Genomic DNA, 24,722 nt, shown 5'->3' on the forward strand with positions numbered 1-24,722 from the left:
TAAGCATGTTACAAAATTTCTTATTAAACATATTACTTACATTTGTTTGGGTAGCGTTAACAGGGCAGTTGGGTTATACCAATTTTGTATTTGGCTATGCCCTTGGCTTTTTTATTTTGTGGATGGTCAACAAATCTGTTAACGCCAGTACCGAATATTTTTACAGGGTTCCAAAGATTTTTGCTTTTATCCTGTTGTTTTTTTATGATTTAATGAAAGCAAATTACGAGGTTACTAAAGATGTAATTACACCTAATTACAACATGAAACCCGGTATCATTAAATATGAAATGGAAGCAAAAACCGATTTTGAAATTACCATGCTTGCCAATATGATTGCTTTAACTCCGGGAACGGTGGTTGTAGACCTGTCTAAAAATAAAAAGTTTATGTACATCCATGTGATGTACTTAACCAATAAAGAAGAATTTATTGAAAGACTAAGTAGCAGAATAGAACGAAAATTATTAGAAATAATCAGATAAAATGACGGTTGAAGATTACATAGCATATATTGTAATGCCAATTATTTGTTTGGCAATATTTTTTATAATGTTACGATTTATAAAAGGTCCGCAAGTGGTTGACCGTGTGGTTGCACTTGATTTACTGATTACTGTCGGTGTGGCTTTTATAACCCTTTTCAGCATCATTGTAAACAATCCGTTGTTTTTAGATGAGGCAATGATTTTGGCTCTTATTGCCTTTTTAAGTACGGTTGCCTTTTCATTTTATATATTTAAAAGAAAAAGAGATGAATGATTTGTTAATAAAAATTTTAAGCACATTAGGTGCCGTTTTTGTGCTTATAGCCTCGTTCGGCGTTTTTAAAATGCCCGATTTTTATTCGCGGCTATCAGTAACAATAAAAGCTGCCACGTTGGGTATTGGCTGTATTCTTATTGCTGCTACAATACATTTTGCCGAGTTTTCTGTTACCACAAAAGCCATTGCGATTATCTTTTTCTTGTTTATTACCTCGCCGGTTGCTGGTTTTTTAATTAGTAAAGTGGCTTATATTACCGGAACAAAACTTTGGAAAGATTCTATTATTGACGAATTAGAAAATGATCCCGACAGTAATTGTACCAATCCCGCATTGCCAAAGGATAAAATCAAGAAAGAATAATATTCTTAAAACATTCGCTTAATACAGCAAAGGTACTTTTGTAAAAAATTAATTATGAAGTACGTTTTTTTATTATTTTTAGCCAGTTTTAATTTATGGGCACAAAATATGGATACTAAAATCATTGCTCACCGCGGTGCCTGGAAAGAATACAATCTGCCACAAAATTCAATTGCGTCTTTAAACAAAGCAATTGAACTGAAATGTTTTGGAACCGAATTTGATGTTCACTTAACAAAAGACAATGTAGTTGTTGTAAACCACGACCACGATTTTTATGGTTTGGATATCGAAACATCCAATTATAATGAATTATTGATGAAAGAGCATCCAAACGGAGAAAAAATTCCTACACTTGCCGAATATTTTGCTGCCGGTTTAAATCAAAAGGCAACAAAATTAATTTTAGAAATTAAAACGTCAGCCATTGATGGTACCAACCGTACAAAGAAACTAATCGATGTGATTCTGAAAGAATTACCACAAACAGCCACACCTGATAACGTAGAATTTATACTTTTTGATTTTGATTCGGCAGTTTATCTAAAACAACAAGCACCCCATTTTTCGGTTCATTACTTAAACGGAGATAAAGCTGCAGAAGAAATTCAAGCCGTAAATTTAAACGGAATTGATTATCATTTTAAACTGTTTTTAAACAATCCCGATTTACTGAAAGAGTTTCAGCAAAAACATCTAAAAACCAATTCGTGGACGGTAAACGATTTAAATATTGCCAAGCAGTTTGATGCAGCAAAAATCGATTATATCACCACCGATTATCCGCAACTTTTTTTACAAAATGGATTATAACTCGTTGAGAATTTGTTGTAAATCACGCATTCCTGCTGATGCCTTTTTTGCTATTACCTTAATGGGCTTATTAAAATAACTGGTTTCAGCGGGATTTTGATCAATATAAAAAAAATGTTTGGCATTTAAGGCATAATCAATTAATCCTGCAGCGGGATATACTTGTAACGATGTACCTATAATGACTACAATATCTGCCTTTTCGATCACTTTAATTGCGTTTTCAATTTCAGGAACTGCTTCGCCAAACCAGACAATGTGAGGACGTAGCTGATGGTTTTCTCTATTGGTTGTTCCTACCAAAATATCGTCTTTCCAATTGTAAATTAACAGATCGTTTTCTACACTTCGGGCTTTGAGTAATTCGCCATGTAAATGAATGATTTTTTTACTTCCGGCACGTTCATGCAAATCATCAACATTTTGTGTTATAACGGTTACATTAAAATCTTTTTGTAAATCAGCAATAACGAAATGTGCCTAGTTTGGCTCAACCTCTTGTAATTGTTTTCTGCGTTTATTGTAAAAGTCTAAAACAATTTCGGGATTGTTCTGAAAACCTTCAAAACTGGCAACTTCCGTAATATGGTGTCCTTCCCATAAACCATCGGCATCTCTAAAGGTTTTTATGCCACTTTCAGCAGAAATTCCTGCACCGGTAAAAAAACTAAATTCTTCATTGAATTTGTAAATAGTATCTTTGTTATAAATTTAAACAAAAGCAATGAATTTAACAGATTTATATAAAAGCAATGACTATTTAAATTACTTAGAACGTTTTATAACCGAAAACCGAAGATTGAATTTTGATCGGGTTTTAATGAACCGAACCAAACATTTTTGTGTGGGTGTTGAAGATGTTTATCAGTTGCACAATACAAGTGCCGTAATGCGAAGCTGTGAGGTTTTTGGTATTCAGGATGTACATATTATTGAACAAAAATTTAGCAAAACAATTGACAAGGAAATTGCGATGGGAGCAGAGAAGTGGGTAGATGTTCACACACATAAAAGCACGCAAAGCTGTTTACATGCATTAAAAAGACAGGGTTATCAAATTGTTGCAACCACACCGCATGCCGATGCGTATTTACTGGATGATTTTGATATCAGCAAACCGTCGGCTATTTTTTTTGGGACAGAAAAATCAGGGCTTTCAGATGAGGTAATGAAAAACGCCGATGCTTATATAAAAATTCCAATGTATGGTTTTACTGAAAGTTTAAATATTTCGGTTTCTGCAGCTATTATTATCAATAACATCACCACCCGATTAAGAAGTAGTATTATTGATTGGAAATTGACCGATGATGAACTTTTAATGAAAAAAATAGATTGGACTCGAAAATCAATCAAAAACATCGATTTTATAACTGAACGATTTTTATCAGAAAAAGACTTATAAAAAAAGTGGGTTTACCGAAATAAACCCACTTTAATAACCAAAAAAAACACTTATGAAAAACTCAAAAATTCTAAAACATTCTAATTACTTGTCCTGTAGTAGATGAGTTACTGTTACAAATGTACAACGTTTTTTTTAATATGCAATAGTAGTTCGAAATTTTTTTTAGTTTGTAGGTAAATTATTCTTTTTTATCGGTTAATTGCTGAAAAATGGAAGCTTTGTAAGTATCTCCCACAGGAAACTCCTGATCATTTATAAAAATTTGTTTGCTTTGTACTGATGTAATTCTGCGAATGGGGATGATAAAAGAACGGTGAATTCTGATAAAATCCTTTTCAGGTAATTGTTCCATAATATTTTTCATTGACATTCGGGCTACAATTTTACTTTGCCCTTCAATATGAATCTGAACGTAATCGTCTAAGCCTTCAATAAACAGTATGTTTTTTAGATAAATTCTGTTCAATTTATAATCTGCGCGTATTAAGATAAAAGCATCTTCGGCAGAAACGGTGGGTAGTTGTTTTAATTTTTTTACTTTATCAATAGCCGTTTCAAAACGTTCGTGTGCAATAGGCTTCATTAAATAATCAACGGCATTTACATTGAATCCTTCAACGGCATAGTGATCAAAAGCCGTGGTAAAAATCACCAAAGGTTTTATTTGTAACGATTTATAAAACGAAACACCATCGTTTTCGGGCATTTGTATGTCAAGAAAAAGCAAATCTACCGGAAATTTTTCCAGATAATTTAAAGCCTCCTTTTGAGAAGTAAATGTTTTTTCTAAAGAAATATCATTGGTTTTTGAACAAAAATGTTCTAAAATGGTCAATGCTAAAGGTTCATCGTCAATTGCAATGGCTTTTATCATTTTAAATTAATTTTTAATTGCACTTTATAATCATCAAGGGTATCGGTAATCTGTAAATTGTAATTGTTAAGATACAAAATATCTAAACGTTTCTGTGTATTGATGATTCCTGTTTCTGTTTTTTCTAATTCGTTAATATTTTTTGCCGATTTTTTATTGTAAGTTTCTAAAAGGATTTCATTGCCCGAAACAGTAATGTGAATTTTAATAACAACACGTTCTGTTTGATTGATACCGTATTTGAAACAATTTTCGATAATCGGAATAAAAAGCAAAGGGGCAATTTTTTGTTGGTTCACATTTCCGTTAATTTTATAGTCGATGTTTGTGTTTTTTGTTAAGCGTAGTTTTTGTAAATCGATATAATCGGTAATATAATTCAGTTCGCTTTTTAAGGCGACTTTTTCCTGTGAACTTTCGGTTACCACATAACGCATAATTGATGAAAGCTTTAAAATAGCGTTTGGTGTATCGTCTGATTTTACCAATGCCAATGCATAAAGTGAATTGAGCGTGTTAAACAAAAAATGCGGATTGATCTGTGCCTTTAAATACGAAACTTCGCTTTTAAGCATATCTTGTTTCATTACGTTAATGTATTGGTTATTTTTCAATAAAATACCAATTGATAAAGCAAGATAAAATTGATAAGCATTGCGGTCTATTAATAATTCCATTAAAAAAGGAGAACGAGGTGGCATCATTCGCCGGCGCATTTTTCCCGGATTTTCAGCCAATAAGGCATTGTAAATATCATTTTTTGTGATAATTAAATCGGGAACTTTCACTGCTATTATTAAAAAAAATACTGTTATAATGATAAAGATGATATATCTTTTCTTACGATAAAAATAGGGAACAAAAAGAAAATAGTTTAGATAAAAATAAAGCACAATTATTAAATTCTCTAAACAACGTTTGTAAAATATAAGCGAATTAAAAAATGAATCATTGTTTTGTAATTCAGGAGCATTGATAAACGGAATTACAAAAAATAAAATAGAAATTACAATTGCTATTACTGTTTGCTGATACTTTTTAAACATTTTGATAAATTAAATCAAATATAAATGAAATAACAGTAATTTATAGAATATTGAGGTGAATAACGGTTTTTTAAAAGAAAAGAGGCTGATCTTTTTGCCCAGCCTCTTTTAGTTATTTTTTAATCAATCCCAATTCAATTAACCGTTCGGTTAAAAAATCGCCGGCTGTTATATCTTCATATTGTTTAGGGTTTTTTTTATCGATGCAGTTTTCTAAACAATCTAATGGCATTTCACTTATTGGATGCATAAAAAACGGAATAGAGTAACGAGATGTTCCCCACAATTCTCTTGGAGGATTAACCACTTGGTGTATCGTAGATTTTAATTTGTTATTGGTGTGCCGTGATAACATATCGCCTACATTAATAACCAATTCGTCATCTGCTGCAATAGCATCAATCCATTCACCGTTGTGATTTTGCACCTGTAAACCTTTTCCCTGAGCCCCCATTAATAAAGTAATTAAATTAATGTCACCATGCGCTGCTGCTCGCACAGCATCTTTGGGTTCTTCGGTAATAGGAGGGTAGTGTATCGGTCTAAGAATAGAATTTCCGTTTTTAACGTACTGGTCAAAATAAAATTCGTCTAATCCCAAATACAATGCTAGGGCACGTAAAACATACACGCCTGTTTTTTCTAACATTTTATATGTTTCTTCGCCGGTTTTGTTAAATTCAGGAAGTTCGTTCACTATGACATTTCTGGGGTATTCTGCTTCTAACTTTGGATTGTTTTCTACATATTGACCAAAATGCCAGAATTCTTTCAGATCCCCGGTTGTTCGTCCTTTGGCAGATTCTTTCCCGAAAGAAACATATCCGCGTTGACCACCAATTCCGGGAATTTCGTATTTTTCTTTTATTTCTAAAGGAAGGCTGAAAAAAGCGCGAACTTGCCTGTACAATTTGTCAACAAGTTCATCGCTTAAAAAGTGTCCTTTTAATGATACGAATCCAATTTCTTCGTAAGCTTTACCGATTTCATTTAAAAATTTTTGCTTGCGTACCGGATCGTCCGATAGGAAATCACGCAAATTAACACTTGGTATGTTTTGCATTTTTAAAACTTTAAATTCAAAGTTACGTATTTTTACGAATAAAGTTTGAAAAATAAATTAAGCAATCGTTTTTTTGTAAGCCATAGAAATAATCTGTGAAATACTTTCTTTGATACGCTTTTCGCCGTTGACCGTATTTAGATTAATTCCACAAAATAAACTTCCGTTAATTTTTCCGTGAAGAACCAAATAGTAAATTCCTGCGACTAAAATGGCCAAAATTCCACGAATATCTACGTTTGAATCTTTAAACTGCGGATCGATGTTTTTAAAAATGGCTTCGCCTATTATTTCCCGTTCATCAGATAAGTTTCTTAAAAAATCCTTTTTTTCGCTGATTCCCCAAAGCATAATGCGTTGCAGAATTTTATCATCTAAAAGTGCTTGAAACTGAAATTGTAACAAAGCCGTCATATCGTGTTCATTCACTTCTTTAGATACGGTGGTTAGATTTTCTATAGAATCTTTTGCTTTAAATTTCCAGAAATCACGTTGGACAATGTATTCTTCCACCAAATTATCCAAACCTCCAAAATACGTCCAAACCAAACTTTTATCAAGTCCTGCTTCTCTTGCAATGGCAGATGCGTTTAATCCGGTATAACCTTTTTTTAGAAGAACTTTGCCAACAGCTTGTACCATTTTGTTTTTAGTACGCTCTTTATCTCTTATAGCCCCCGAAGTGCGTTTACGTTTTTTAGGTTCCTCTTTCATAATTTTTAAAGATTGAAAGTTAGGTATAAAAATAATAAAAAAACTGATTCGTGTAAACAAATCAGTTCTTTTCATAACAACATCCTAAATTCATTAAAATGAATTGCAATAATTCTGTGAGCGTGTTTTATAATTTGATTGAAGCAAAGATACTAATTAAATTTAATGATGCAAGTAAAAATTCACGATATGGAGAAAAAAATTTTTGGAGCCTGTTTAAATTTGTATTGTAAAAATGTTTATAGGTTATTTTTGTCTCAGAACAAGGCAAATTTTCAAAGGATAGCAGGGCTATCGTTTTAAAATTTAACGCAGTTATGACCAAAAAGGAGCATAAACAAATTATTAGATAAATTTTAAACAGGCTCTTAATCCGGTCTAATAAATAATTTTAGTAATTTTAGGCAATTTATTTAAAACCATATATGGAAGTTCAATCTCAAATTTTATCGCAAGATATACTGTTAGATTTATATAAAAAATTGCTGAAACCAAGGTTAATAGAAGAAAAAATGTTGATCTTGATTCGCCAGGGAAAAGTATCAAAATGGTTTTCCGGAATGGGGCAGGAAGCTATCGCCGTTGGTGTAACATCAATCCTTCATAATGACGAATACATTTTACCAATGCACAGGAATTTAGGTGTTTTTACATCAAGAAACATTCCGTTAAGCAGGTTGTTTTCTCAATGGCAGGGCAAAGCCAACGGGTTTACCAAAGGTCGTGATCGTTCGTTTCATTTCGGTACCCAAGAATACAAAATCATTGGTATGATTTCTCATTTGGGACCTCAGTTGGGTATTGCAGATGGTATTGCACTGGCACATAAGTTACGCAGAGAAAACAAAATAACAGCTGTTTTTACGGGCGAAGGAGCTACATCTGAAGGTGATTTTCACGAAGCTTTAAATGTTGCCGCTGTTTGGGATCTACCGGTGCTTTTTATTATAGAAAATAATGGTTACGGACTTTCAACGCCAACCCGCGAGCAATACAAATGCGAAAATTTAGCCGATAAAGGTATTGGTTACGGCATAGAAAGTCACATTTTAGACGGAAACAATATTATAGAAGTATATACAAAATTGTCTGAAATTGCAGAAAATATGCGTCAAAACCCGCATCCGGTATTAATTGAGATGAAAACATTCAGAATGCGCGGACATGAAGAGGCGAGTGGTACCAAATATATTCCGCAGGAATTGTTCGAAGAATGGAAAATTAAAGATCCTATTACTCGTTTCAACAATTATTTGACCGAAATGGGTATTTTGTCTGATGAACTAGACGCACAGCTAAGAAAAGAAATCAAAGAAGAAATTGATACGCATTGGAAAATTACGCAGGATGAAGCAGTTTTAGAAGCTGATTTGGAAACGGAGTTGAACGATGTGTACAAACCTTATGATTATCAACATTTTGAAGCCGGATCAGAAACAAAAAACATCCGTTTTATAGATGCTGTCTCCGAAGGGTTGAAACAATCTCTTGAGCGTCACCAGAATTTAGTTGTGATGGGACAGGATATTGCCGAATATGGCGGTGCGTTTAAAGTTACCGAAGGTTTTGTGAATGAATTTGGCAAAGACCGTATCAGAAACACTCCCATTTGCGAAAGCATTATTGTTTCAACAGCTGCCGGTTTGTCTATCAATAAACACAAAGCGGTGGTTGAAATGCAATTTGCCGACTTTGTTTCAACAGGTTTTAATCCAATCGTAAATTTATTGGCAAAACAGCATTATCGTTGGGGCGAACATGCCGATGTTGTTGTTCGCATGCCTTGTGGTGCTGGTTCTGGCGCAGGTCCGTTCCATTCACAAACAAACGAAGCCTGGTTTACAAAAACGCCGGGTTTAAAAGTGGTTTATCCTGCTTTTCCTGTAGATGCCAAAGGTTTACTGAATACGGCAATTAACGATCCCAATCCGGTGATTTTCTTTGAACATAAAAATTTGTATCGCAGTAAATCACAAGATGTTCCAGCAAATTATTACACCATTCCGTTTGGGCAGGCATCTTTACTTAAAGAAGGAAGTGACGTTACCGTTATTTCTTACGGAGCCGGAGTGCATTGGGCATTAGAAACGTTGGCAAATCATACAGATATTTCTGCTGATTTAATCGATCTAAGAACATTGCAACCTTTAGATTATGAAACCATAAAAAAATCGGTTCAAAAAACCAATAAAGTAATCATTTTACAAGAAGATACATTATTTGGCGGTATTGCCAGCGATTTATCGGCATGGATTATGGAAGAATGCTTTCAATATTTAGATGCGCCGGTAAAACGCGTGGGAAGCATCGAAACGCCCATTCCTTTTATGTATCATTTAGAAGAGCAATATTTACCAAAACAGCGTTTTGAAAAAGAATTATTAGTACTTTTGCAGTATTAAAATAAACACACAACAAACAATGAAAACAATAACTTCTTCAAACTTTAATTTTCCGGGACAAGTATCTGTTTACAAAGGAAAAGTACGCGAAGTTTACAATATTAATAACGATTTATTAGTAATGATTGCCACTGACCGTTTATCGGCTTTTGACGTAATCATGCCAAAAGGAATTCCGTATAAAGGACAAATCTTAAATCAAATTGCTTCAAAATTCATGCAGTTAACACAAGACATTGTTCCTAACTGGTTAATAGCAAATCCCGATCCCAATGTGGCAGTAGGTTATTTGTGTGAACCTTTTAAAGTGGAAATGGTTATTCGTGGCTATTTATCAGGTCATGCAGCTCGTGAATACGCCGCCGGAAAAAGAATTTTATGCGGTGTTGAAATGCCTGAGGGTATGAAAGAAAACGATCGTTTTCCTGAACCTATCATTACACCTACAACCAAAGCGGATCTTGGAACGCACGATGAAGACATTTCAAAAGAAGATATTTTATCGAAAGGAATCGTTTCAAAAGAAGATTATGAAGTTTTAGAAAAATATACTCATGCTTTGTATCAGCGCGGTTCTGAAATTGCAGCAGAACGCGGTTTGATCTTAGTGGATACAAAATACGAATTTGGTAAAACGAAAGACGGAAAAATTGTTTTGATTGATGAAATTCATACGCCGGATTCTTCTCGTTATTTTTATGCCGATGGTTATCAGGACCGTCAGCAAAAAGGCGAAGCTCAAAAACAATTGTCGAAAGAATTTGTCCGTCAATGGTTGATTTCAAAAGGATTTCAAGGTAAAGAAGGGGAGCAAATTCCTGAAATGACTGATGAATATATTGAAACCGTTTCAGACAGATATATTGAATTGTATGAAAACATCATCGGGGAAAAATTTGAAAAAGCAGATGTTTCAAACATTCAGGAACGTATCGAAAAAAATGTAAACGCTTTTTTGACTAATCAAACTAAATAAAAAATGAGTATCATTCCCGCATTGCAGTGGCGTTATGCTACCAAAAAAATGAATGGTGAAAAAGTTGCTCAAGATAAAATAAACAATATTTTGGAAGCAGCACGGTTGGCGCCGACCTCTTCAGGTTTGCAGCCCTTTGAAATAATTGTGGTAACCAGTAAAGAGTTAAAAGAAAAAATTAAGCCCCTTGCTTTTAATCAATCACAAATTACCGATTGTTCACATTTACTTGTTTTTGCAGCGTGGAGTTATTACGATTTAAATAAAATCAACCATTACTTTGATTATTACGAACGGGAACGTGACTTGCCCAAAGGATTTTCAGATAATTATAAAATAAATGTGGCAAAGCAGCTTACTTCAATGCCAATAGAACGTCAGTTTGAGCATGCTTCCCGCCAGGTTTATATTGCTTTGGGAATGGCACTGACCGAAGCGGGAGCCTTAGAAGTTGATTCAATTCCTATGGAAGGTTTCATTAATCACGAATTAGACAAGTTACTGAATTTAGAAGAAAAAGGTTTAAAAAGTGTGGTTATTTTACCAATTGGTTACCGGGATACTGAAAACGACTGGCAGGCAGAATTGAAAAAAGTACGTAAAACCACCGCTGATATGATTACTTTTATTGAGTAATCTGTATATTACTATGGAAACGAACAGACATAATTTTAGTTCAGGCCCCAGCATTCTACCTGATGAAGTGTTGCAAAAAGCAGCACAAGCAGTATTGAATTTTAATGATTCGGGCTTATCACTTATCGAAATTTCACACCGGGATCCTGCTTTTGTAGATATTATAAATTCGGCTCGTAGCCAGGCTTTAGAATTATTAAATCTACAAGACAAAGGGTATTCAGCGTTGTTCTTACAAGGAGGAGCCAGTTTAGAATTTGTACGTGTGGCTTATAATTTACTTTCCAAAAACGGTACGGCAGGATACATAAACACAGGAAGCTGGTCAAATAATGCGCTAAATGAAGCTTCATATTTTGGTAAAATTGTTGAGGTAGCCTCGTCTAAAGACAAAAAGTACAATTATATCCCAAAAAATATTGAAATTCCTTCTAATTTAGATTATCTGCACATTACATCGAATAATACCATTTACGGGACACAATTTAAAGAATTTCCTCAAACCGATATTCCTTTGGTCTGTGATATGAGTTCTGATATTTTTTCAAGAGTTTTAGATTTTACAAAATTTGACTTGATATATGCTTGTGCACAAAAAAATGCCGGAACATCAGGTGTAAATTTGGTAGTTGTAAAAAACGAACTATTAGAACGCATCAAAAAGCCAATCCCAAACATAATGAATTACAGAAAACATATTGAAAGAGAAAGTATGTACAATACACCTTCGGTTTTTTCTGTTTATGTAAGTTATTTAACTTTGAATTGGTTAAAAGATTCTGGCGGAGTAGAGGCAATGGAACGGAAAAACAGAGCCAAAGCACATTTGATGTATTCAGAAATAGATCGGAACAATCTATTTTTTGGCAATGCTTCGGTAGAAGACCGTTCGGTTATGAATGCTACTTTTTTTTTAAAAGACGAGAAATTAGCAACACAGTTTAATACACTTTGCTTAAAAGAAGGAATCTATGGCATAAACGGACACCGCACAGCAGGTGGTTATCGTGCATCTATTTACAATGCTATGCCAATAACAAGCGTACAGCTTTTAGTACAGGTAATGCAGTATTTTGAAGCTCATTTTGGGTAGCATTACTATTCTAAAAGCTATACCAGATTAATTACTTTTTCTTTATATACGTAGCAACTACTGCGTTATTTTCATCAAACAACTGCAATTGGTCTTTTTTAACTTTTATTGATTTTATTTTTCCTAGAGGGACACTATAAATTAAATGTTTCATTTCGTCTCCGCAATAACGCATTGTTGACATTCCTTTGTCAAAACTAATTTCGTTGTCTTTTACGTTAAATTCACCGCCCTGACCATTACATCCGTCACTGGTTCCATAGGTATTATCACTGAAAGAAAGCACTAATTCTTTTTGCTCTTCGGTAGGAATAAAATCTCGGTTTTGGCTATCTAAACGTTTTAAAACCCATGAGGTATTATTTAACGTACTCATTATTTTCTCTGACGAAGCTTTTGTTGAATCAAACATATTTTGTGAGCAACTGCATGAAACTATTCCTAAATTAAAAATTCCGATAAATCCAAATGTCAATATTTTTTTCATTGTTTTTATTTCAAATATAAGAATTTTTAAATTTGAATCTGTTCGATTTTACTTGATTATTTGCAATAGGGTGTTTTAATTATTTTGTTTACAGTTCTGTGCATTTAATTGTTTTACTGTCAAATATGGTGGTTATGTTTTTAAAATTTAACTATTAACATAAATTTTAGAATAATCAGTATAAAAGTTCGTTTTTTTTTTGATTTATTTCAGATTATTAATTGTTTGATATATTTTATTTAAACCACCACATATTCTATCAAAAAATACCATCCAGCCAGAGTAATAAACGAAATGGGAATACCGTAGCCAACCATCATATTACTCAGTTCGGGTTTCAACCCGTAGTTAGATGCTAAAATAGCTCCTGTAATCATGGGAGCCATTGCGGCTTCAATAATGCATACTTTGGTTGCCAAATCGGTTTTTCCTAATACAAAATAAAACAATCCTAAAATAATCAGTGGTACTATAATAAGCTGATAGGTTAAACCTAAAAACAAAAATTTAAAATGCCTGCCGTATGTTTTGAATTTTAATTGGTATCCAACTGATATTAGAGCGATAGGGGACACAGTAGCTGATAATTGTTTAAACGTATCGCTTAAGGCCTCTGGAAAGTCAATTTGAAAAATAACCATTAACAATCCCACTAAAAAAGCTAATAAAGGTGGAAATGAAAAAATCTTTTTAACGATAGAATCGTTGGTTCCTTTTTGATTGGAATATATTGTGGCTACTAAAACCCCAACGGTTGAAAGTGCAACGAATGTTCCGGGTAAATCGATGATGATTAAGGTATTTAAACCTTCATCTCCGTAAAGTGCCTGAACAACCGGAATGCCCACAAACGAGGTATTTCCCAATCCCGAAGTGATGATTAAACAGCCGGTAAGTTTTTTAGACCAGTTGTTAACTTTTCCTAAATAACTAAACAATAAAAACGATAATCCAAAGGTAATCCAAGCGATTGATGCGGGTAATAACAATTCCCAGCTGAGTTTAATTTTGGGTAAATAATACAATGCCATTGCCGGTAATGCCACATATAAAATGTATTGATTGAGTACAATGGCTGTGTTTTTTGGAAAATTGTTTATTCTTTGTATGACAATGCCGATAAACAGACAAAGAAAAAGTAAAATAATGCTTGACATAAATTCTAGGTACTAAAAAACCGAAAGTAATCTTTCGGTTTGGGTGTTATTTTGATATTGGTGCGCCATATAAATCAAATTCGGTGGCATCAAAAATTTCAATATCGGCAAACTCGCCGGTTTTTAAATAGTATTTTGTAGCGTCGATCAACACTTCATTGTCAACATCGGGTGAGTCAAATTCGGTTCTTCCAATAAAATGATTTCCTTCTTTACGGTCAATGATACAACGAAATGTCTGTCCTATTTTTTCCTGATTCAATTCCCAAGAAATTTGTGCCTGAATATCCATTATTTCGTTGGCACGTGCCTGTTTTACATCGGCAGGGACATCATCTTCTAATAAATAAGCATGTGTGTTTTCTTCGTGTGAATAGGTAAAACAGCCCAAACGTTCAAAACGCATTTCTTGAACCCAGTTTTTCAGGATTTCGAAATCTTCTTCGGTTTCTCCGGGATAACCCACAATTAAAGTAGTACGAATTGCCATTCCGGGTACTGCTGCTCTGAAATCTTTTAATAACTGAGTGGTTTTGGCATAAGTGGTTCCCCGACGCATTGATTTCAATACATTGTCGGCTATGTGCTGTAACGGAATATCTATGTAATTGCAAATTTTAGGTTCGCGTTTCATTAATTCCAAAACATCCATTGGAAATCCGGTAGGAAAGGCGTAATGTAATCTGATCCATTCAATACCTTCTACTTTTGCTAAATTTTCTAATAATTCGGCTAAATTGCGTTTTTTGTATAAATCTAAACCATAATAGGTTAAATCTTGTGCAATTAAAATCAATTCTTTAACACCGTCTTTGGCTAATTTTTCAGCTTCGGCAACCAATTTTTCAATAGATTGGGAAACATGTTTGCCACGCATTAACGGTATGGCACAAAATGAACATGGACGGTCGCATCCTTCAGAAATCTTTAAATAAGCGTAATTTTTGGGCGTTGTGGTTAAACGTTCGCCTAACAATTCGTGTCTGTAATCGGCTCCTAAAGCTTTTAACAATAAAGGCAAATCGGTTGTTCCGAAATATTGATCTACATCGGGGATTTCTGTTTCTAAATCTGGTTTGTAACGTTCAGATAAACATCCGGTTACAAATATCTTGTCAACCAAACCCTGATCTTTTCTGTCAACATATTCCAAAATGGTATTTACCGATTCTTCTTTGGCATTGTTGATAAAACCACACGTGTTAATTACAATAATGTTGGCATCATCATTAACGGCTTCGTGCGTAACGTCTTTACCGCTGGCTTTTAATTGCCCCATTAACACTTCACTGTCGTAAACGTTTTTAGAACATCCAAGGGTAACTACGTTGATTTTATTTCTCTTTAAAGATTTAGTTCTCATAGGTTTAAAATTGAGGATGCAAAATTACGATTTTAATTTGTATTAAACCGTTAATAATTACAATTTAAAAATTCCGCCGATCACTAAAATACTTTCTACAAAGGTAAAATCGTGTTTTGCATATTCAGACGAAATGTTAGAAACCGGTGTTTTTAAAATGTTGATATATCCTGCTTTAGCCTCGTACTGAACAAAAAAGTGTTTGAAGAACGTTACATTGGCTCCTATTTTTCCGGAAACACCGTAACCTGCCACTTTAAATTCATCGTTACGTTCTCTGCCCAAAACGGTTGCATTGGTACGTGGAAACAAAATTCCCGAACCCACGCCAGCAACTGCATTAAGTTGTACTTTATCGGTATTGTAAATACCCACAAAACGCGAAATATCTTCGGTTCGTGCTAATTCTAAATTCACGTAATTCAATCCATCGGTGTGTTCAAACTTCAAAAAATCCTCGGTTAATTTGGTATTGCCGTTTTCTAACACTTCACCGTAAGAGCCTTTGTTTGGATACGAACCGCTTACATAAGCTTCTTGATTTTGGGTCAGTACATATTTCATGTGATCAAAACCAAAAGACACACTGTATTTATCGGTAAAATAATAACCTAAACGAAAATTGGTTTGCGGAATGGTCATACGGGTAGGGTTGATGTAATCTGCGTGCCAGCCTTTGGGTTTGTCATGTGATTTGGCATTGTGTACGGTAAAATCGTAATCATTTCCCTTGAAATGGATGTCTGATGACGAATAATATCCTCGGTTTCCGCCCCAATAAATAAATATTTTTCCTTTGTTACCTGAAGTATAAGGGTTTGTTGTAACCTCTTGAGAATAGGTGTTTAATGAGAGTAACGATAAACTACCTAATATGAAAAGTTTCTGCAATGTTTTCATTTTGAAAAATTTTCGCAAAGATACAAATTAAATCCCTTTTTGAATTTCAAAAGGGATTTAATATTTATAGATTAAACAGCTACGTTATGTTCACGTAAAGCATCGTTTAGTGATGTTTTCTTATCGGTACTTTCTTTGCGTTTTCCAATAATCAATGCACAAGGAACCTGGTATTCACCCGCGGGGAATTTTTTAGTGTAAGATCCCGGAATAACTACCGAACGTTCTGGAACATATCCTTTTATTTCGATGGGAGTTTCTCCGGTTACATCTATGATTTTCGTAGATGCTGTTAACACTACATTGGCTCCTAAAACCGCTTCTTTTCCAACGCGGACACCTTCAACCACAATAGAGCGTGAACCTAAAAAAGCATTGTCTTCAATAATCACCGGTGCAGCTTGTAAAGGTTCTAATACACCTCCAATGCCCACACCGCCGGATAAATGAACATTTTTGCCAATTTGTGCACAAGAACCCACAGTCGCCCAAGTATCAACCATAGTCCCTTCATCAACATAAGCACCAATGTTTACATACGAAGGCATTAAGATAACTCCTGCCGAAATATATGCCCCATGGCGAGCGACTGCGTTGGGAACCACACGGATACCTTTTTCGGCATAATTACGTTTTAAAGGCATTTTATCGTGGTATTCAAAAATACCGGCTTCTAAAGTTTCCATTTTTTGAATAGGGAAGTACAGTACCACTGCTTTTTTTACCCATTCGTTAATCTGCCAGCCACCATCAACAGGTTCTGCAGTTCTCAATTTTCCGTTGTCAATTAAATCAATTACTTTTCTAATAGCAATTTGGGTTTCTTCTTGTTGTAACAATGCTCTGTTTTTCCAAACCTGTTCTATGGTGTTTTTTAATTCTTGCATATTAATTGTTTTTTGCAAATATAGAGTTACCTGCCATATTTTACAATCATTTAAAAAAGAATAGCGTATTAATTCTTAATTTATTCTCATAAAAAAAATCCGACTAACTCGTCGGATTTTCATTTTGTTTATTTTGATAATATGTTTGTTGCGATGCAAATTCGTTAGCAGTTTCTACTTTCTTATATGCTTCAACAATCTTTTTAACCAAGCGGTGGCGAACAATGTCTTTATCGTCTAAAAAGATAAAACCTATACCCTCTACACCTTCTAAAATACGCAAAGCTTCTCGCAAGCCCGATGTTACTTTTCGTGGTAAATCAACCTGACCGGGATCTCCTGTAATAATAAACTTAGCGTTTTTTCCCATACGTGTTAAAAACATTTTCATTTGCGAATGGGTGGTGTTTTGAGCCTCATCTAAAATCACAAACGCGTTGTCCAATGTTCTTCCGCGCATAAATGCCAGTGGTGCAATCTGTATGATTCCCTTTAACAGATAATCTTCTAATGTGGTTGGCGGCAACATATCGCGTAAGGCATCATATAATGGTTGCATATACGGGTCAAGCTTTTCTTTCATGTCACCGGGTAAGAAACCCAAGTTTTCTCCGGCTTCAACCGCAGGGCGTGTTAAAATAATCCGCTTAACCTGTTTTTCTTTCAGTGCTTTTACGGCTAATGCCACACCTGTATATGTTTTTCCGGTTCCTGCAGGACCAATGGCGAAAACCATATCGTTTTTAAAAACTAAATCGACCAGCTTTTGCTGGTTTGGCGTAGTGGCTTTGATTAATTTACCACCTAAACCGTGCACCAAAATCTCATCAGAACGATCCATTCTCTGAGGTAGGTCATCTATTATTAATCGTTCAATGATGTTTTCGTTTAGCTGGTTGTATTTTTCGTAGTATTTTAAAATTCGTTCAAATCGTGATTCAAACTGATCCAGTATTTCAGCTTCGCCATAAATTTTTATCGTTGTTCCTCTGGCAACAATTTTAAGTTTTGGATACAGTTTTTTAATGATTTCCAGATGAATATCTTGTGGACCCCAAAAATCTTTCGGGGTAATATGCTCCAGTTCTATGATTCTTTCGTTCAAAAGCTATTAGATTTAATTAAAAAAAATTAGTTTTGTATATCTCAAATCTAACAAAAAATATTAAAAAACACTAACAAAAAAATATTAATGTCAGTTATCACATTAACAACAGATTACGGTATAAAAGATCATTTTGTAGCATCGGTTAAAGGCAGAATTTTATCCGTATTGCCTTCTGTTCAGATAATTGATATTTCGCATTGCATTGATTTTTACAATATCGCCAATGCCAGTTATGTGTTGTTTGGTGCGTATCAAAATTTCAATAAAGGCAGCGTGCACATGGTTTTGGTTGAAGCCGAAATGTACGATCAAACATCGTTTTTGCTGGCAAAATTCAACGGACATTATTTTTTAACGGCAAATAACGGAACCATTACTTTATTGGCATCGCCAGAAGATCAAACTGAAATCATTCAGTTAGACATTCCTGATTTTTGTTCAGATACTGTTTCTTTGTTTACCCATGTGGCTAAGCAGATTGTTACTGAAAATAAATTTTATGAATTAGGTACCAGAATAGATTATAATGATTGTGAACTTTTGGTAGAATTGCGTGCCAAGGTTGCCGATGATGGAAATTCTATTAAGGGCTCAGTTATTTACACAGATCATTATGGCAATGCGGTTACCAATATTTCGAAAGATCTGTTTGAACGTGTTAGAAAAAACCGCAAATTTGAAATCAAGGCAAAGAGATACCGCATAAACAGAATCAACCAATTTTACGCCGACTTTAATACAGAAGCTAAAGATTTACGTGAGTATGAAGGGGATATGTTGTTTATTTTTAACGATTTAGATTTTTTGCAAATGTCTATTTATAAATCTGATTATGAGAATGTAGGAAATGCAAAAAGTTTGTTTGGTGTAACTTACCGCGACACCGTTATCATAGAATTTACCGAATAAATAAAATATGTATGTTTGTAAGAATAGTTAAAATGAGTTTTCATCAGGATAAAATTCCTGTATTTTTAGAACATTTTCACAGTGTAAAAGAACAAATACGGAACTATCCGGGTAATAACTTTTTAGAAGTGTATCAGGATAAATCAAATCCGGGAATTATTTTTACGTATTCTGTCTGGAATGATGAAACTGATTTGGAAAACTACCGCCATTCAGACCTTTTCAAAGAAGTATGGACATTTACTAAAACACTTTTTAACGACAAACCCGAAGCGTGGAGCGTTGACAAACTGGTTACTTTAGGGTAATATTAATCAAAAAAAATAAACAAAATTAAATGAAAGCAATATTATTACGCGAAATAAAATCGTTTTTTGGTTCTTTAACAGGCTACTTAGTCATTGCTGTGTTTTTAATTTTAAACGGTATTTTCCTTTGGATTGTAGATGGGCAATACAACATTTTACAAAGCGGATACAACGATTTAACACCCTTTTTTCAACTGGCACCATTGGTTTTATTGTTGCTGATACCTGCCGTTACAATGAAAACTATTTCAGACGAACGCAAACAAGGGACCATTGAATTGTTGGTAACCAAACCATTGAGTTTAAACCAAATTGTAACCGGAAAATTTTTAGGATCCTTTTTATTGGTTCTTCTGGCAATTTTACCAACAGTTTTATACATTGTTATTTTAAATCCGTACGGAATGCCTGCAGGAAATATGGATTTAGGCAGCACTACAGGTTCTTATCTGGGGTTGTTGTTTTTAATTGCAGCCTATACCAGTGTAGGAATTTTTTGTTCGTCACTGTCAGATAATCAAATTATAGCATTTATTTTAGCAGTGATTATTTGTTTTGTTTTGTATGTAGGATTTGACCAGTTGGCAGAATTAATCAAAACATCGGCAACCATCATTGAAAAAATCGGAATGAGTTATCATTTTAAAAGTATGAGTCGTGGAGTGATTGATACCCGCGATTTGATTTATTTTGTATCGGTAACATTATTCTTTTTAACAGCCACCGTATTTAACCTTAAAAACGTACGCAAATAATGAAAAAGCAGAAGAATATAAAATCGTTTTTAGGTATTGTTATAGGATTAATTGTGCTTAATATCGTTGGAAATTACTTTTTTCACCGGTTCGATTTAACTTCAGATAAGCGTTATACCTTATCAGAAACTACCAAAGCTATAGTCGGTAAGGTTGATGAACCTGTATTTATTGAAGTTTATTTAGAGGGAAATTTTCCTGCCGAAATAAGAAAACTCCAAACAGAAAGTAAACAGTTATTAGAAGAATTTAATGCCTATAACAGCAACATTAACTTTATCTTTATAGATCCGTTGGCAGATGAAAATGTGGCAGTGCAAATGGCTGAACAGCTTTTTGCCAATGGAATGAAACCCATAAATATTTCGGTAAACGACAAAGGCAAGCAATCGCAGGAAATGGTTTTTCCGTGGGCAGTTGCTACTCAAGGCGATAAAAATGCTAAAATTCAGTTGTTGAAAAACGCTATGGCAGCTTCTACCGAAGATAAAATTACATCATCTGTACAGCATTTAGAATACGCCATTACCGAAGCAATTGTAAAAGTAACGACAGAAAAATCAAAAAAAATTGCCATTATTAAAGGTATTGGCGAACCAGATGATGTGTATATTGCCGACTTTCTTCGTGCCTTGAAAGACAGTTATTTCATTGCACCTTTTACGTTAGACAGCGTTGCTGTAAATCCGCAAAAAACCTTAAAAGAATTACAGGGATATGATTTAGCAATCATTGCAAAACCAACCAAACCGTTTGACGAAAAGCAGATTCAGGTTTTAGATCAGTTTGTAATGAACGGAGGAAAATCACTTTGGATGCTGGATCAGGTGCAGGCAGATATGGATAGTTTATACAACCCCGCAGGCGAAATGCTGGTTTTGGGCAAAGATCAAAAGTTAGGTGAAATGTTGTTTAAGTACGGTATCCGTGTCAACTTTGATTTGGTGAAAGACGAAATAGGTTCGCCTATAAAACTGGCAGTTGGTCAGCAAGGCAGCGAAACGGTCTATAAAACATTTAACTGGAAATTTGCTCCGTATGTCATCAGTGAATCGAATCATCCCATTGTAAAAAACATAGAGGCAGTTAAATTTGATTTTGCTAACAGTATTGATACGTTAAAAAATAACATCAAAAAAACGGTATTGTTAGCTTCATCGCCTTATGCAACAAAAGTAGGTACGCCAAGCGTGGTAAGTTTGTCGGGAACCATTCAGGAAAAAACCGATCCCAACCAGTTAAAACCCAAACAAACCATTCCGTTGGCAGTTTTGTTAGAAGGACATTTTACATCGGTCTATAAAAACAGAATCGTTCCGTTTAAAACAGATGATTACCTGAACGATGGAAAACCTACAAAAATGATTGTGATTTCAGACGGTGATATAATAAAAAACCAGTTAGATCAGAATTATCAGCCTATGGAATTAGGTTATGATAAATGGACAAATACGTTGTATGGCAATAAAGAGTTTTTAATTAATGCGGTAAATTACTTGTTAGACGATAACGGATTGATTAATTTACGGACTAAAGAGGTGAAATTACCTTTGTTAGACAAAGAAAAAGTATATGCAAATTACAACTATATCCGTTCGGTAATTGTTGCGTTACCTTTATTGGTTTTGATATTCTTTGGAATTGTTTTTACCTACTTACGCAAAAAGAAATACACAAAATAGTGTTGAAAAATAAAGTTTTATATTCGCATTAAAAGAAATATATTTGTACAAACCGCCATAATCGGCATTAATAAGAGAAACAGATGAAATTTATTGTATCGAGCTCGTATTTATTAAAACAATTACAAGTATTGGGAAGCGTTATTAACAGTAACAACACCTTACACATTCTTGATAATTTCTTATTTGAACTTGATCAAAATCAGCTAAAAGTATCGGCATCAGATTTAGAAACCACAATGACCGCTACTTTAGAGATAGAGTCAACCAGTGAGGGTTCAATCGCGGTTCCGGCACGTTTGTTATTAGAAACGTTAAAAACATTTCCGGAACAACCATTAACTTTTACCGTTAAAGACAACAGTACTATTGAAATTAGCTCTGATTTAGGAAAGTATGTTTTAGCTTATTTACCAGGGGAAGAATTTCCTAAAGCTGAAAAACTGGAAGATCCGTCTAAAGCTGAAATAGGAGCAGAGATATTATTTACGGCAATAAGTAAAACCATTTTTGCGGCAGGGAACGATGATTTACGTCCGGTAATGTCGGGTGTATATTTCCAATTTGCACCAACAGGCGTAATTTTTGTTGCTACCGATGCACATAAATTGGTAAAATATTCAAGAACCGATGTAACCAGTTCAACCGAAGCAAACTTTATCATGCCTAAAAAGCCTTTAAATATCTTGAAAAATATTTTGGCAACGGCAGAAGCCACTGTAATGATCGAATACAACGATTCTAACGCTATGTTTAGTTTTGACAACTATACATTAATTTGTAGATTGATTGATGGGAAATACCCTAATTATGAAGCCGTAATTCCTAAAGAAAATCCAAACAAACTAATTATTTCACGTACGCAGTTTTTAAGCTCGGTACGCCGTGTGGCGATTTATGCAAACAAAACCACACATCAAATCAGATTAAAAATTGCAGGAACAGAATTAAATATTTCTGCAGAAGACATTGATTACTCAAACAAAGCAGACGAGCGTTTAACGTGTGATTATAAAGGTGATGATATGCAAATTGGATTCAACTCACGTTTCTTAACTGAAATGCTGACTAATTTACAATCAGACGAAATTCAATTAGAGATGTCGTTACCAAACCGTGCCGGAATTTTAACACCAATCGACGGATTGGACGAAGGCGAAACAGTTACCATGCTGGTTATGCCGGTAATGTTGAATAATTAAAATAAAAAAAGAGGTTTCTAAAACCTCTTTTTTTATTACATTACCCCAAAAACGCTTGCATCATCCAGATGTCTTTTTCCTGTTCGGTAATTAAATCACTCATCATAGAGTTGGTACCTTCGTCGTTAATTTCATCTGATTTGTCAAGAATTTCACGCTCAATAACCAATAAATCAGAAAGAGATTTAATAATTACATTTACAGCTTCCTCGTCTGTAGATACGTTCTTGGCAATAGCCAATTTATTATTTTTTAAATAATCTTCAAACGTGTGTAAAGGTACACCGCCTAAAGTTAAAACACGTTCAGCAATTTCGTCAATCCTTAATTGTGCCTGATTGTACAATTCTTCAAATTTTACATGCAAATCAAAAAAACGTTTTCCTCTGATGTTCCAGTGAAGTCCGCGTAAATTCTGATAATAAACCTGGAAATTTGACAATAAAGTATTTAACAACTCAATGTTTTCTTTAGTTTCTTTTTGTGGTAAGCCTAAGATATTCATAATTATTATTTTTTTATTAATTATCAAATTTACAAATAATTAACCGATATTTGTATAAATATTATTGATACTATCAATTCATTAATAGATAAAATCATTGAACATGACAATAACCCAATTGAATTATGTGTTAGCAGTTGCCGAATTTAAAAACTTTACTATAGCTGCCGAAAAATGTTTTGTTACGCAGCCTACATTAAGTATGCAAATTCAGAAATTGGAAGAAGAGCTTGAAGTAAAAATTTTTGATCGTAATAAAAAGCCCATTCAGGTAACCGAAGTAGGAAAAAAAATCGTAGAACAAGCCAAAAACATTGTAAATGAAGCCGACAGGATTCAGGATATTGTGGAACAACAAAAAGGATATATTGGTGGTGATTTTAAAATAGGTATCATTCCCACGGTTATGCCCACGCTTTTACCAATGTTTCTGAAAAATTTTATAAAGAAATACCCTAAAATTAATTTAGTTATCGAAGAACACACAACCGATGAAATCATTAACAGGTTACAAAAGGGACAATTAGATGCAGCTATTGCGGCAACTCCTTTAAACGAAGCTGAATTGAAAGAAATTGTGTTATATTATGAGCCTTTTGTAGGTTATTTTCCTGAAAAATACCGGAACAATTTAACGGAATTAACGCCCGACGACTTAAATTTAAACGATATTTTATTATTGCAAGACGGACATTGTTTTACAAACGGAATTTTAAATATTTGTAAAGCCTCTAAGTTAGAACCATCACGTAGGTTTGAACTGACATCGGGGAGTTTTGAAACATTGATTGGCTTGGCAAACGAAGGTTTGGGAGTTACATTTTTACCTTATCTGCACACTTTAAAACTAAGTGAAAATGATAAAAAGTATTTGATTGAATTTCAAAATCCAAAGCCATCTCGCGAAATAAGTTTAATTTTCCCGAAAAGCGAACTAAAAATTCACATTATTAATGCGTTGAAAAACACCATTTCGGGAGTCATAAAAGGTGCCATTGCTTTTCAGGATGTGGACATTGTAAGTCCAAAAGCAACAAAAAAATAAAGGATGAAATTTTCATCCTTTATTTTTTATACAAGTGTTAAAACTTCTCTGAAATCTGTATTGTTTTTAGTAAAATCAACAATCCATTTTTTAAGTTGCTCAATTTCAAATGGCAATAAAATATTTATGGCTTTGTTTACTTCCTTTATAAATAAATCTTTACTAAAACTAACCTTTTCCAAGACTTTGATAGTATGATTTAATTGTTCTGTCATATCTTTTTGTTTTTTATAAAAGTAAGTAAAACAAAAATGATATAA

Annotated in this window: 27 protein-coding genes and 1 pseudogene; 15 read left to right on the forward strand and 13 right to left on the reverse strand. The window is 34.0% G+C overall.

Annotation, left to right across the window (positions count from 1 at the left end; genetic code table 11):
* The first annotated feature begins 5 nt into the window (after positions 1–5).
* From BLW20_RS01110 to BLW20_RS01125, 4 genes are read left to right on the forward strand one after another with little or no spacing between them, the layout of a single operon-like run.
* Positions 6–485 carry a Na+/H+ antiporter subunit E gene (locus tag BLW20_RS01110; RefSeq protein WP_091095463.1) on the forward strand — a complete coding sequence of 160 codons (480 nt, stop codon included), beginning with the start codon at positions 6–8 and terminating at the stop codon, positions 483–485.
* A gap of 1 nt (position 486) precedes the next feature.
* Positions 487–762, forward strand: coding sequence for a monovalent cation/H+ antiporter complex subunit F (locus tag BLW20_RS01115; RefSeq protein ID WP_091095465.1), 276 nt, complete (start codon positions 487–489; stop codon positions 760–762).
* Positions 755–1,129 (forward strand): monovalent cation/H(+) antiporter subunit G, encoded by a 375-nt coding sequence (gene mnhG / locus BLW20_RS01120; protein ID WP_091095468.1) that lies wholly within the window; start codon positions 755–757, stop codon positions 1,127–1,129. The genes BLW20_RS01115 and mnhG overlap by 8 nt, the downstream gene beginning before the upstream one ends.
* Positions 1,130–1,183: 54 nt before the next feature.
* Positions 1,184–1,942 carry a glycerophosphodiester phosphodiesterase gene (locus BLW20_RS01125; protein ID WP_091095470.1) on the forward strand — a complete coding sequence of 253 codons (759 nt, stop codon included), beginning with the start codon at positions 1,184–1,186 and terminating at the stop codon, positions 1,940–1,942.
* Here the strand turns inward: BLW20_RS01125 and BLW20_RS01130 are convergent.
* A pseudogene (locus tag BLW20_RS01130) lies at positions 1,937–2,622 on the reverse strand (SIR2 family NAD-dependent protein deacylase). The gene BLW20_RS01125 and the pseudogene BLW20_RS01130 sit on opposite strands and share 6 nt — an antisense overlap.
* A gap of 44 nt (positions 2,623–2,666) precedes the next feature.
* Here BLW20_RS01130 and BLW20_RS01135 point away from each other — a divergent pair.
* Complete coding sequence (locus tag BLW20_RS01135; RefSeq protein ID WP_091095472.1) at positions 2,667–3,347, forward strand: TrmH family RNA methyltransferase; 681 nt, start codon at positions 2,667–2,669, stop codon at positions 3,345–3,347.
* Between the two features lie 181 nt (positions 3,348–3,528).
* Here the strand turns inward: BLW20_RS01135 and BLW20_RS01140 are convergent, their stop codons facing one another.
* The 4 genes from BLW20_RS01140 to BLW20_RS01155 all read right to left on the reverse strand — a co-directional run bounded on the left by BLW20_RS01140 (position 3,529) and on the right by BLW20_RS01155 (position 7,047).
* On the reverse strand, positions 3,529–4,224 hold the full coding sequence (locus BLW20_RS01140; protein ID WP_091095474.1) for a LytR/AlgR family response regulator transcription factor: 696 nt from the start codon (positions 4,222–4,224) through the stop codon (positions 3,529–3,531).
* The gene (locus BLW20_RS01145) at positions 4,221–5,012 is read right to left on the reverse strand and encodes a sensor histidine kinase (protein WP_218143505.1); all 792 of its coding nucleotides are present in this window, start codon (positions 5,010–5,012) and stop codon (positions 4,221–4,223) included. The genes BLW20_RS01140 and BLW20_RS01145 overlap by 4 nt, the downstream gene beginning before the upstream one ends.
* Before the next feature lie 370 nt (positions 5,013–5,382).
* Positions 5,383–6,333 (reverse strand): isopenicillin N synthase family dioxygenase, encoded by a 951-nt coding sequence (locus tag BLW20_RS01150; RefSeq protein WP_091095479.1) that lies wholly within the window; start codon positions 6,331–6,333, stop codon positions 5,383–5,385.
* 57 nt (positions 6,334–6,390) lie between these two features.
* On the reverse strand, positions 6,391–7,047 hold the full coding sequence (locus BLW20_RS01155; RefSeq protein WP_091095648.1) for a TetR/AcrR family transcriptional regulator: 657 nt from the start codon (positions 7,045–7,047) through the stop codon (positions 6,391–6,393).
* Between the two features lie 425 nt (positions 7,048–7,472).
* Here BLW20_RS01155 and BLW20_RS01160 point away from each other — a divergent pair, with 425 nt between their 5' ends.
* The 4 genes from BLW20_RS01160 to serC are packed head-to-tail and all read left to right on the forward strand — an operon-like array spanning position 7,473 to position 12,154.
* Positions 7,473–9,449 carry an alpha-ketoacid dehydrogenase subunit alpha/beta gene (locus tag BLW20_RS01160; RefSeq protein ID WP_091095480.1) on the forward strand — a complete coding sequence of 659 codons (1,977 nt, stop codon included), beginning with the start codon at positions 7,473–7,475 and terminating at the stop codon, positions 9,447–9,449.
* Between the two features lie 19 nt (positions 9,450–9,468).
* Positions 9,469–10,425 carry a phosphoribosylaminoimidazolesuccinocarboxamide synthase gene (locus tag BLW20_RS01165; protein WP_091095482.1) on the forward strand — a complete coding sequence of 319 codons (957 nt, stop codon included), beginning with the start codon at positions 9,469–9,471 and terminating at the stop codon, positions 10,423–10,425.
* A gap of 3 nt (positions 10,426–10,428) precedes the next feature.
* Complete coding sequence (locus BLW20_RS01170; RefSeq protein WP_091095484.1) at positions 10,429–11,061, forward strand: NAD(P)H-dependent oxidoreductase; 633 nt, start codon at positions 10,429–10,431, stop codon at positions 11,059–11,061.
* Between the two features lie 13 nt (positions 11,062–11,074).
* Complete coding sequence (serC, locus tag BLW20_RS01175) at positions 11,075–12,154, forward strand: 3-phosphoserine/phosphohydroxythreonine transaminase (protein ID WP_091095487.1); 1,080 nt, start codon at positions 11,075–11,077, stop codon at positions 12,152–12,154.
* Between the two features lie 31 nt (positions 12,155–12,185).
* Here the strand turns inward: serC and BLW20_RS01180 are convergent, their stop codons facing one another.
* The 6 genes from BLW20_RS01180 to BLW20_RS01205 all read right to left on the reverse strand — a co-directional run bounded on the left by BLW20_RS01180 (position 12,186) and on the right by BLW20_RS01205 (position 18,053).
* Positions 12,186–12,641 (reverse strand): META domain-containing protein, encoded by a 456-nt coding sequence (locus tag BLW20_RS01180; RefSeq protein ID WP_091095489.1) that lies wholly within the window; start codon positions 12,639–12,641, stop codon positions 12,186–12,188.
* Between the two features lie 239 nt (positions 12,642–12,880).
* On the reverse strand, positions 12,881–13,798 hold the full coding sequence (locus BLW20_RS01185; protein ID WP_091095490.1) for an AEC family transporter: 918 nt from the start codon (positions 13,796–13,798) through the stop codon (positions 12,881–12,883).
* Between the two features lie 46 nt (positions 13,799–13,844).
* Positions 13,845–15,161, reverse strand: coding sequence for a 30S ribosomal protein S12 methylthiotransferase RimO (gene rimO / locus BLW20_RS01190; RefSeq protein WP_091095492.1), 1,317 nt, complete (start codon positions 15,159–15,161; stop codon positions 13,845–13,847).
* 57 nt (positions 15,162–15,218) lie between these two features.
* Positions 15,219–16,061 carry a hypothetical protein gene (locus BLW20_RS01195; RefSeq protein WP_091095494.1) on the reverse strand — a complete coding sequence of 281 codons (843 nt, stop codon included), beginning with the start codon at positions 16,059–16,061 and terminating at the stop codon, positions 15,219–15,221.
* A 71-nt stretch (positions 16,062–16,132) separates the two neighbouring features.
* Positions 16,133–16,948 (reverse strand): 2,3,4,5-tetrahydropyridine-2,6-dicarboxylate N-succinyltransferase, encoded by an 816-nt coding sequence (locus BLW20_RS01200; RefSeq protein ID WP_091095497.1) that lies wholly within the window; start codon positions 16,946–16,948, stop codon positions 16,133–16,135.
* A gap of 103 nt (positions 16,949–17,051) precedes the next feature.
* On the reverse strand, positions 17,052–18,053 hold the full coding sequence (locus tag BLW20_RS01205) for a PhoH family protein (RefSeq protein ID WP_091095500.1): 1,002 nt from the start codon (positions 18,051–18,053) through the stop codon (positions 17,052–17,054).
* An 87-nt stretch (positions 18,054–18,140) separates the two neighbouring features.
* Here BLW20_RS01205 and BLW20_RS01210 point away from each other — a divergent pair, with 87 nt between their 5' ends.
* The 5 genes from BLW20_RS01210 (at position 18,141) to dnaN (ending at position 22,912) form a co-directional block, all read left to right on the forward strand.
* A complete protein-coding gene (locus tag BLW20_RS01210; RefSeq protein ID WP_091095502.1) occupies positions 18,141–18,965 on the forward strand; it encodes an SAM hydrolase/SAM-dependent halogenase family protein in 825 nt (274 codons plus the stop codon).
* An 11-nt stretch (positions 18,966–18,976) separates the two neighbouring features.
* Positions 18,977–19,273 carry a putative quinol monooxygenase gene (locus BLW20_RS01215; RefSeq protein WP_091095504.1) on the forward strand — a complete coding sequence of 99 codons (297 nt, stop codon included), beginning with the start codon at positions 18,977–18,979 and terminating at the stop codon, positions 19,271–19,273.
* A gap of 29 nt (positions 19,274–19,302) precedes the next feature.
* Positions 19,303–20,028 (forward strand): gliding motility-associated ABC transporter permease subunit GldF, encoded by a 726-nt coding sequence (gene gldF, locus BLW20_RS01220; protein ID WP_091095506.1) that lies wholly within the window; start codon positions 19,303–19,305, stop codon positions 20,026–20,028.
* Entirely contained in the window at positions 20,028–21,710 is a 1,683-nt protein-coding gene (gene gldG, locus BLW20_RS01225) for a gliding motility-associated ABC transporter substrate-binding protein GldG (protein WP_091095508.1), read from the forward strand. The genes gldF and gldG overlap by 1 nt, the downstream gene beginning before the upstream one ends.
* An 83-nt stretch (positions 21,711–21,793) precedes the next feature.
* Positions 21,794–22,912 (forward strand): DNA polymerase III subunit beta, encoded by a 1,119-nt coding sequence (gene dnaN, locus BLW20_RS01230; RefSeq protein WP_091095510.1) that lies wholly within the window; start codon positions 21,794–21,796, stop codon positions 22,910–22,912.
* A gap of 40 nt (positions 22,913–22,952) precedes the next feature.
* On the opposite strand, the gene BLW20_RS01235 is transcribed toward dnaN, so the two are convergent.
* Positions 22,953–23,423 carry a Dps family protein gene (locus tag BLW20_RS01235; RefSeq protein WP_091095650.1) on the reverse strand — a complete coding sequence of 157 codons (471 nt, stop codon included), beginning with the start codon at positions 23,421–23,423 and terminating at the stop codon, positions 22,953–22,955.
* Positions 23,424–23,520: 97 nt separating this feature from the next.
* On the opposite strand from BLW20_RS01235, the gene BLW20_RS01240 reads away from it, so the two are divergent.
* On the forward strand, positions 23,521–24,462 hold the full coding sequence (locus BLW20_RS01240; RefSeq protein ID WP_091095512.1) for a LysR family transcriptional regulator: 942 nt from the start codon (positions 23,521–23,523) through the stop codon (positions 24,460–24,462).
* A gap of 26 nt (positions 24,463–24,488) precedes the next feature.
* On the opposite strand, the gene BLW20_RS01245 is transcribed toward BLW20_RS01240, so the two are convergent.
* Positions 24,489–24,677 (reverse strand): hypothetical protein, encoded by a 189-nt coding sequence (locus BLW20_RS01245; protein ID WP_091095514.1) that lies wholly within the window; start codon positions 24,675–24,677, stop codon positions 24,489–24,491.
* Positions 24,678–24,722 lie beyond the last annotated feature (45 nt).

This window comes from Paenimyroides marinum, assembly GCF_900108395.1.
Taxonomy (GTDB): Bacteria; Bacteroidota; Bacteroidia; order Flavobacteriales; family Flavobacteriaceae; genus Flavobacterium; species Flavobacterium marinum.

Coding starts and splice junctions, on each gene's coding strand:
- BLW20_RS01110 (WP_091095463.1), top strand. CDS start 6: ATGTTACAAAATTTCTTATTAAACATATTACTTACATTTGTTTGGGTA.
- BLW20_RS01115 (WP_091095465.1), top strand. CDS start 487: ATGACGGTTGAAGATTACATAGCATATATTGTAATGCCAATTATTTGT.
- mnhG (WP_091095468.1), top strand. CDS start 755: ATGAATGATTTGTTAATAAAAATTTTAAGCACATTAGGTGCCGTTTTT.
- BLW20_RS01125 (WP_091095470.1), top strand. CDS start 1,184: ATGAAGTACGTTTTTTTATTATTTTTAGCCAGTTTTAATTTATGGGCA.
- BLW20_RS01135 (WP_091095472.1), top strand. CDS start 2,667: ATGAATTTAACAGATTTATATAAAAGCAATGACTATTTAAATTACTTA.
- BLW20_RS01140 (WP_091095474.1), bottom strand. CDS start 4,224: ATGATAAAAGCCATTGCAATTGACGATGAACCTTTAGCATTGACCATT.
- BLW20_RS01150 (WP_091095479.1), bottom strand. CDS start 6,333: ATGCAAAACATACCAAGTGTTAATTTGCGTGATTTCCTATCGGACGAT.
- BLW20_RS01155 (WP_091095648.1), bottom strand. CDS start 7,047: ATGAAAGAGGAACCTAAAAAACGTAAACGCACTTCGGGGGCTATAAGA.
- BLW20_RS01160 (WP_091095480.1), top strand. CDS start 7,473: ATGGAAGTTCAATCTCAAATTTTATCGCAAGATATACTGTTAGATTTA.
- BLW20_RS01165 (WP_091095482.1), top strand. CDS start 9,469: ATGAAAACAATAACTTCTTCAAACTTTAATTTTCCGGGACAAGTATCT.
- BLW20_RS01170 (WP_091095484.1), top strand. CDS start 10,429: ATGAGTATCATTCCCGCATTGCAGTGGCGTTATGCTACCAAAAAAATG.
- serC (WP_091095487.1), top strand. CDS start 11,075: ATGGAAACGAACAGACATAATTTTAGTTCAGGCCCCAGCATTCTACCT.
- BLW20_RS01180 (WP_091095489.1), bottom strand. CDS start 12,641: ATGAAAAAAATATTGACATTTGGATTTATCGGAATTTTTAATTTAGGA.
- BLW20_RS01185 (WP_091095490.1), bottom strand. CDS start 13,798: ATGTCAAGCATTATTTTACTTTTTCTTTGTCTGTTTATCGGCATTGTC.
- rimO (WP_091095492.1), bottom strand. CDS start 15,161: ATGAGAACTAAATCTTTAAAGAGAAATAAAATCAACGTAGTTACCCTT.
- BLW20_RS01195 (WP_091095494.1), bottom strand. CDS start 16,061: ATGAAAACATTGCAGAAACTTTTCATATTAGGTAGTTTATCGTTACTC.
- BLW20_RS01200 (WP_091095497.1), bottom strand. CDS start 16,948: ATGCAAGAATTAAAAAACACCATAGAACAGGTTTGGAAAAACAGAGCA.
- BLW20_RS01210 (WP_091095502.1), top strand. CDS start 18,141: ATGTCAGTTATCACATTAACAACAGATTACGGTATAAAAGATCATTTT.
- BLW20_RS01215 (WP_091095504.1), top strand. CDS start 18,977: ATGTTTGTAAGAATAGTTAAAATGAGTTTTCATCAGGATAAAATTCCT.
- gldF (WP_091095506.1), top strand. CDS start 19,303: ATGAAAGCAATATTATTACGCGAAATAAAATCGTTTTTTGGTTCTTTA.
- gldG (WP_091095508.1), top strand. CDS start 20,028: ATGAAAAAGCAGAAGAATATAAAATCGTTTTTAGGTATTGTTATAGGA.
- dnaN (WP_091095510.1), top strand. CDS start 21,794: ATGAAATTTATTGTATCGAGCTCGTATTTATTAAAACAATTACAAGTA.
- BLW20_RS01240 (WP_091095512.1), top strand. CDS start 23,521: ATGACAATAACCCAATTGAATTATGTGTTAGCAGTTGCCGAATTTAAA.
- BLW20_RS01245 (WP_091095514.1), bottom strand. CDS start 24,677: ATGACAGAACAATTAAATCATACTATCAAAGTCTTGGAAAAGGTTAGT.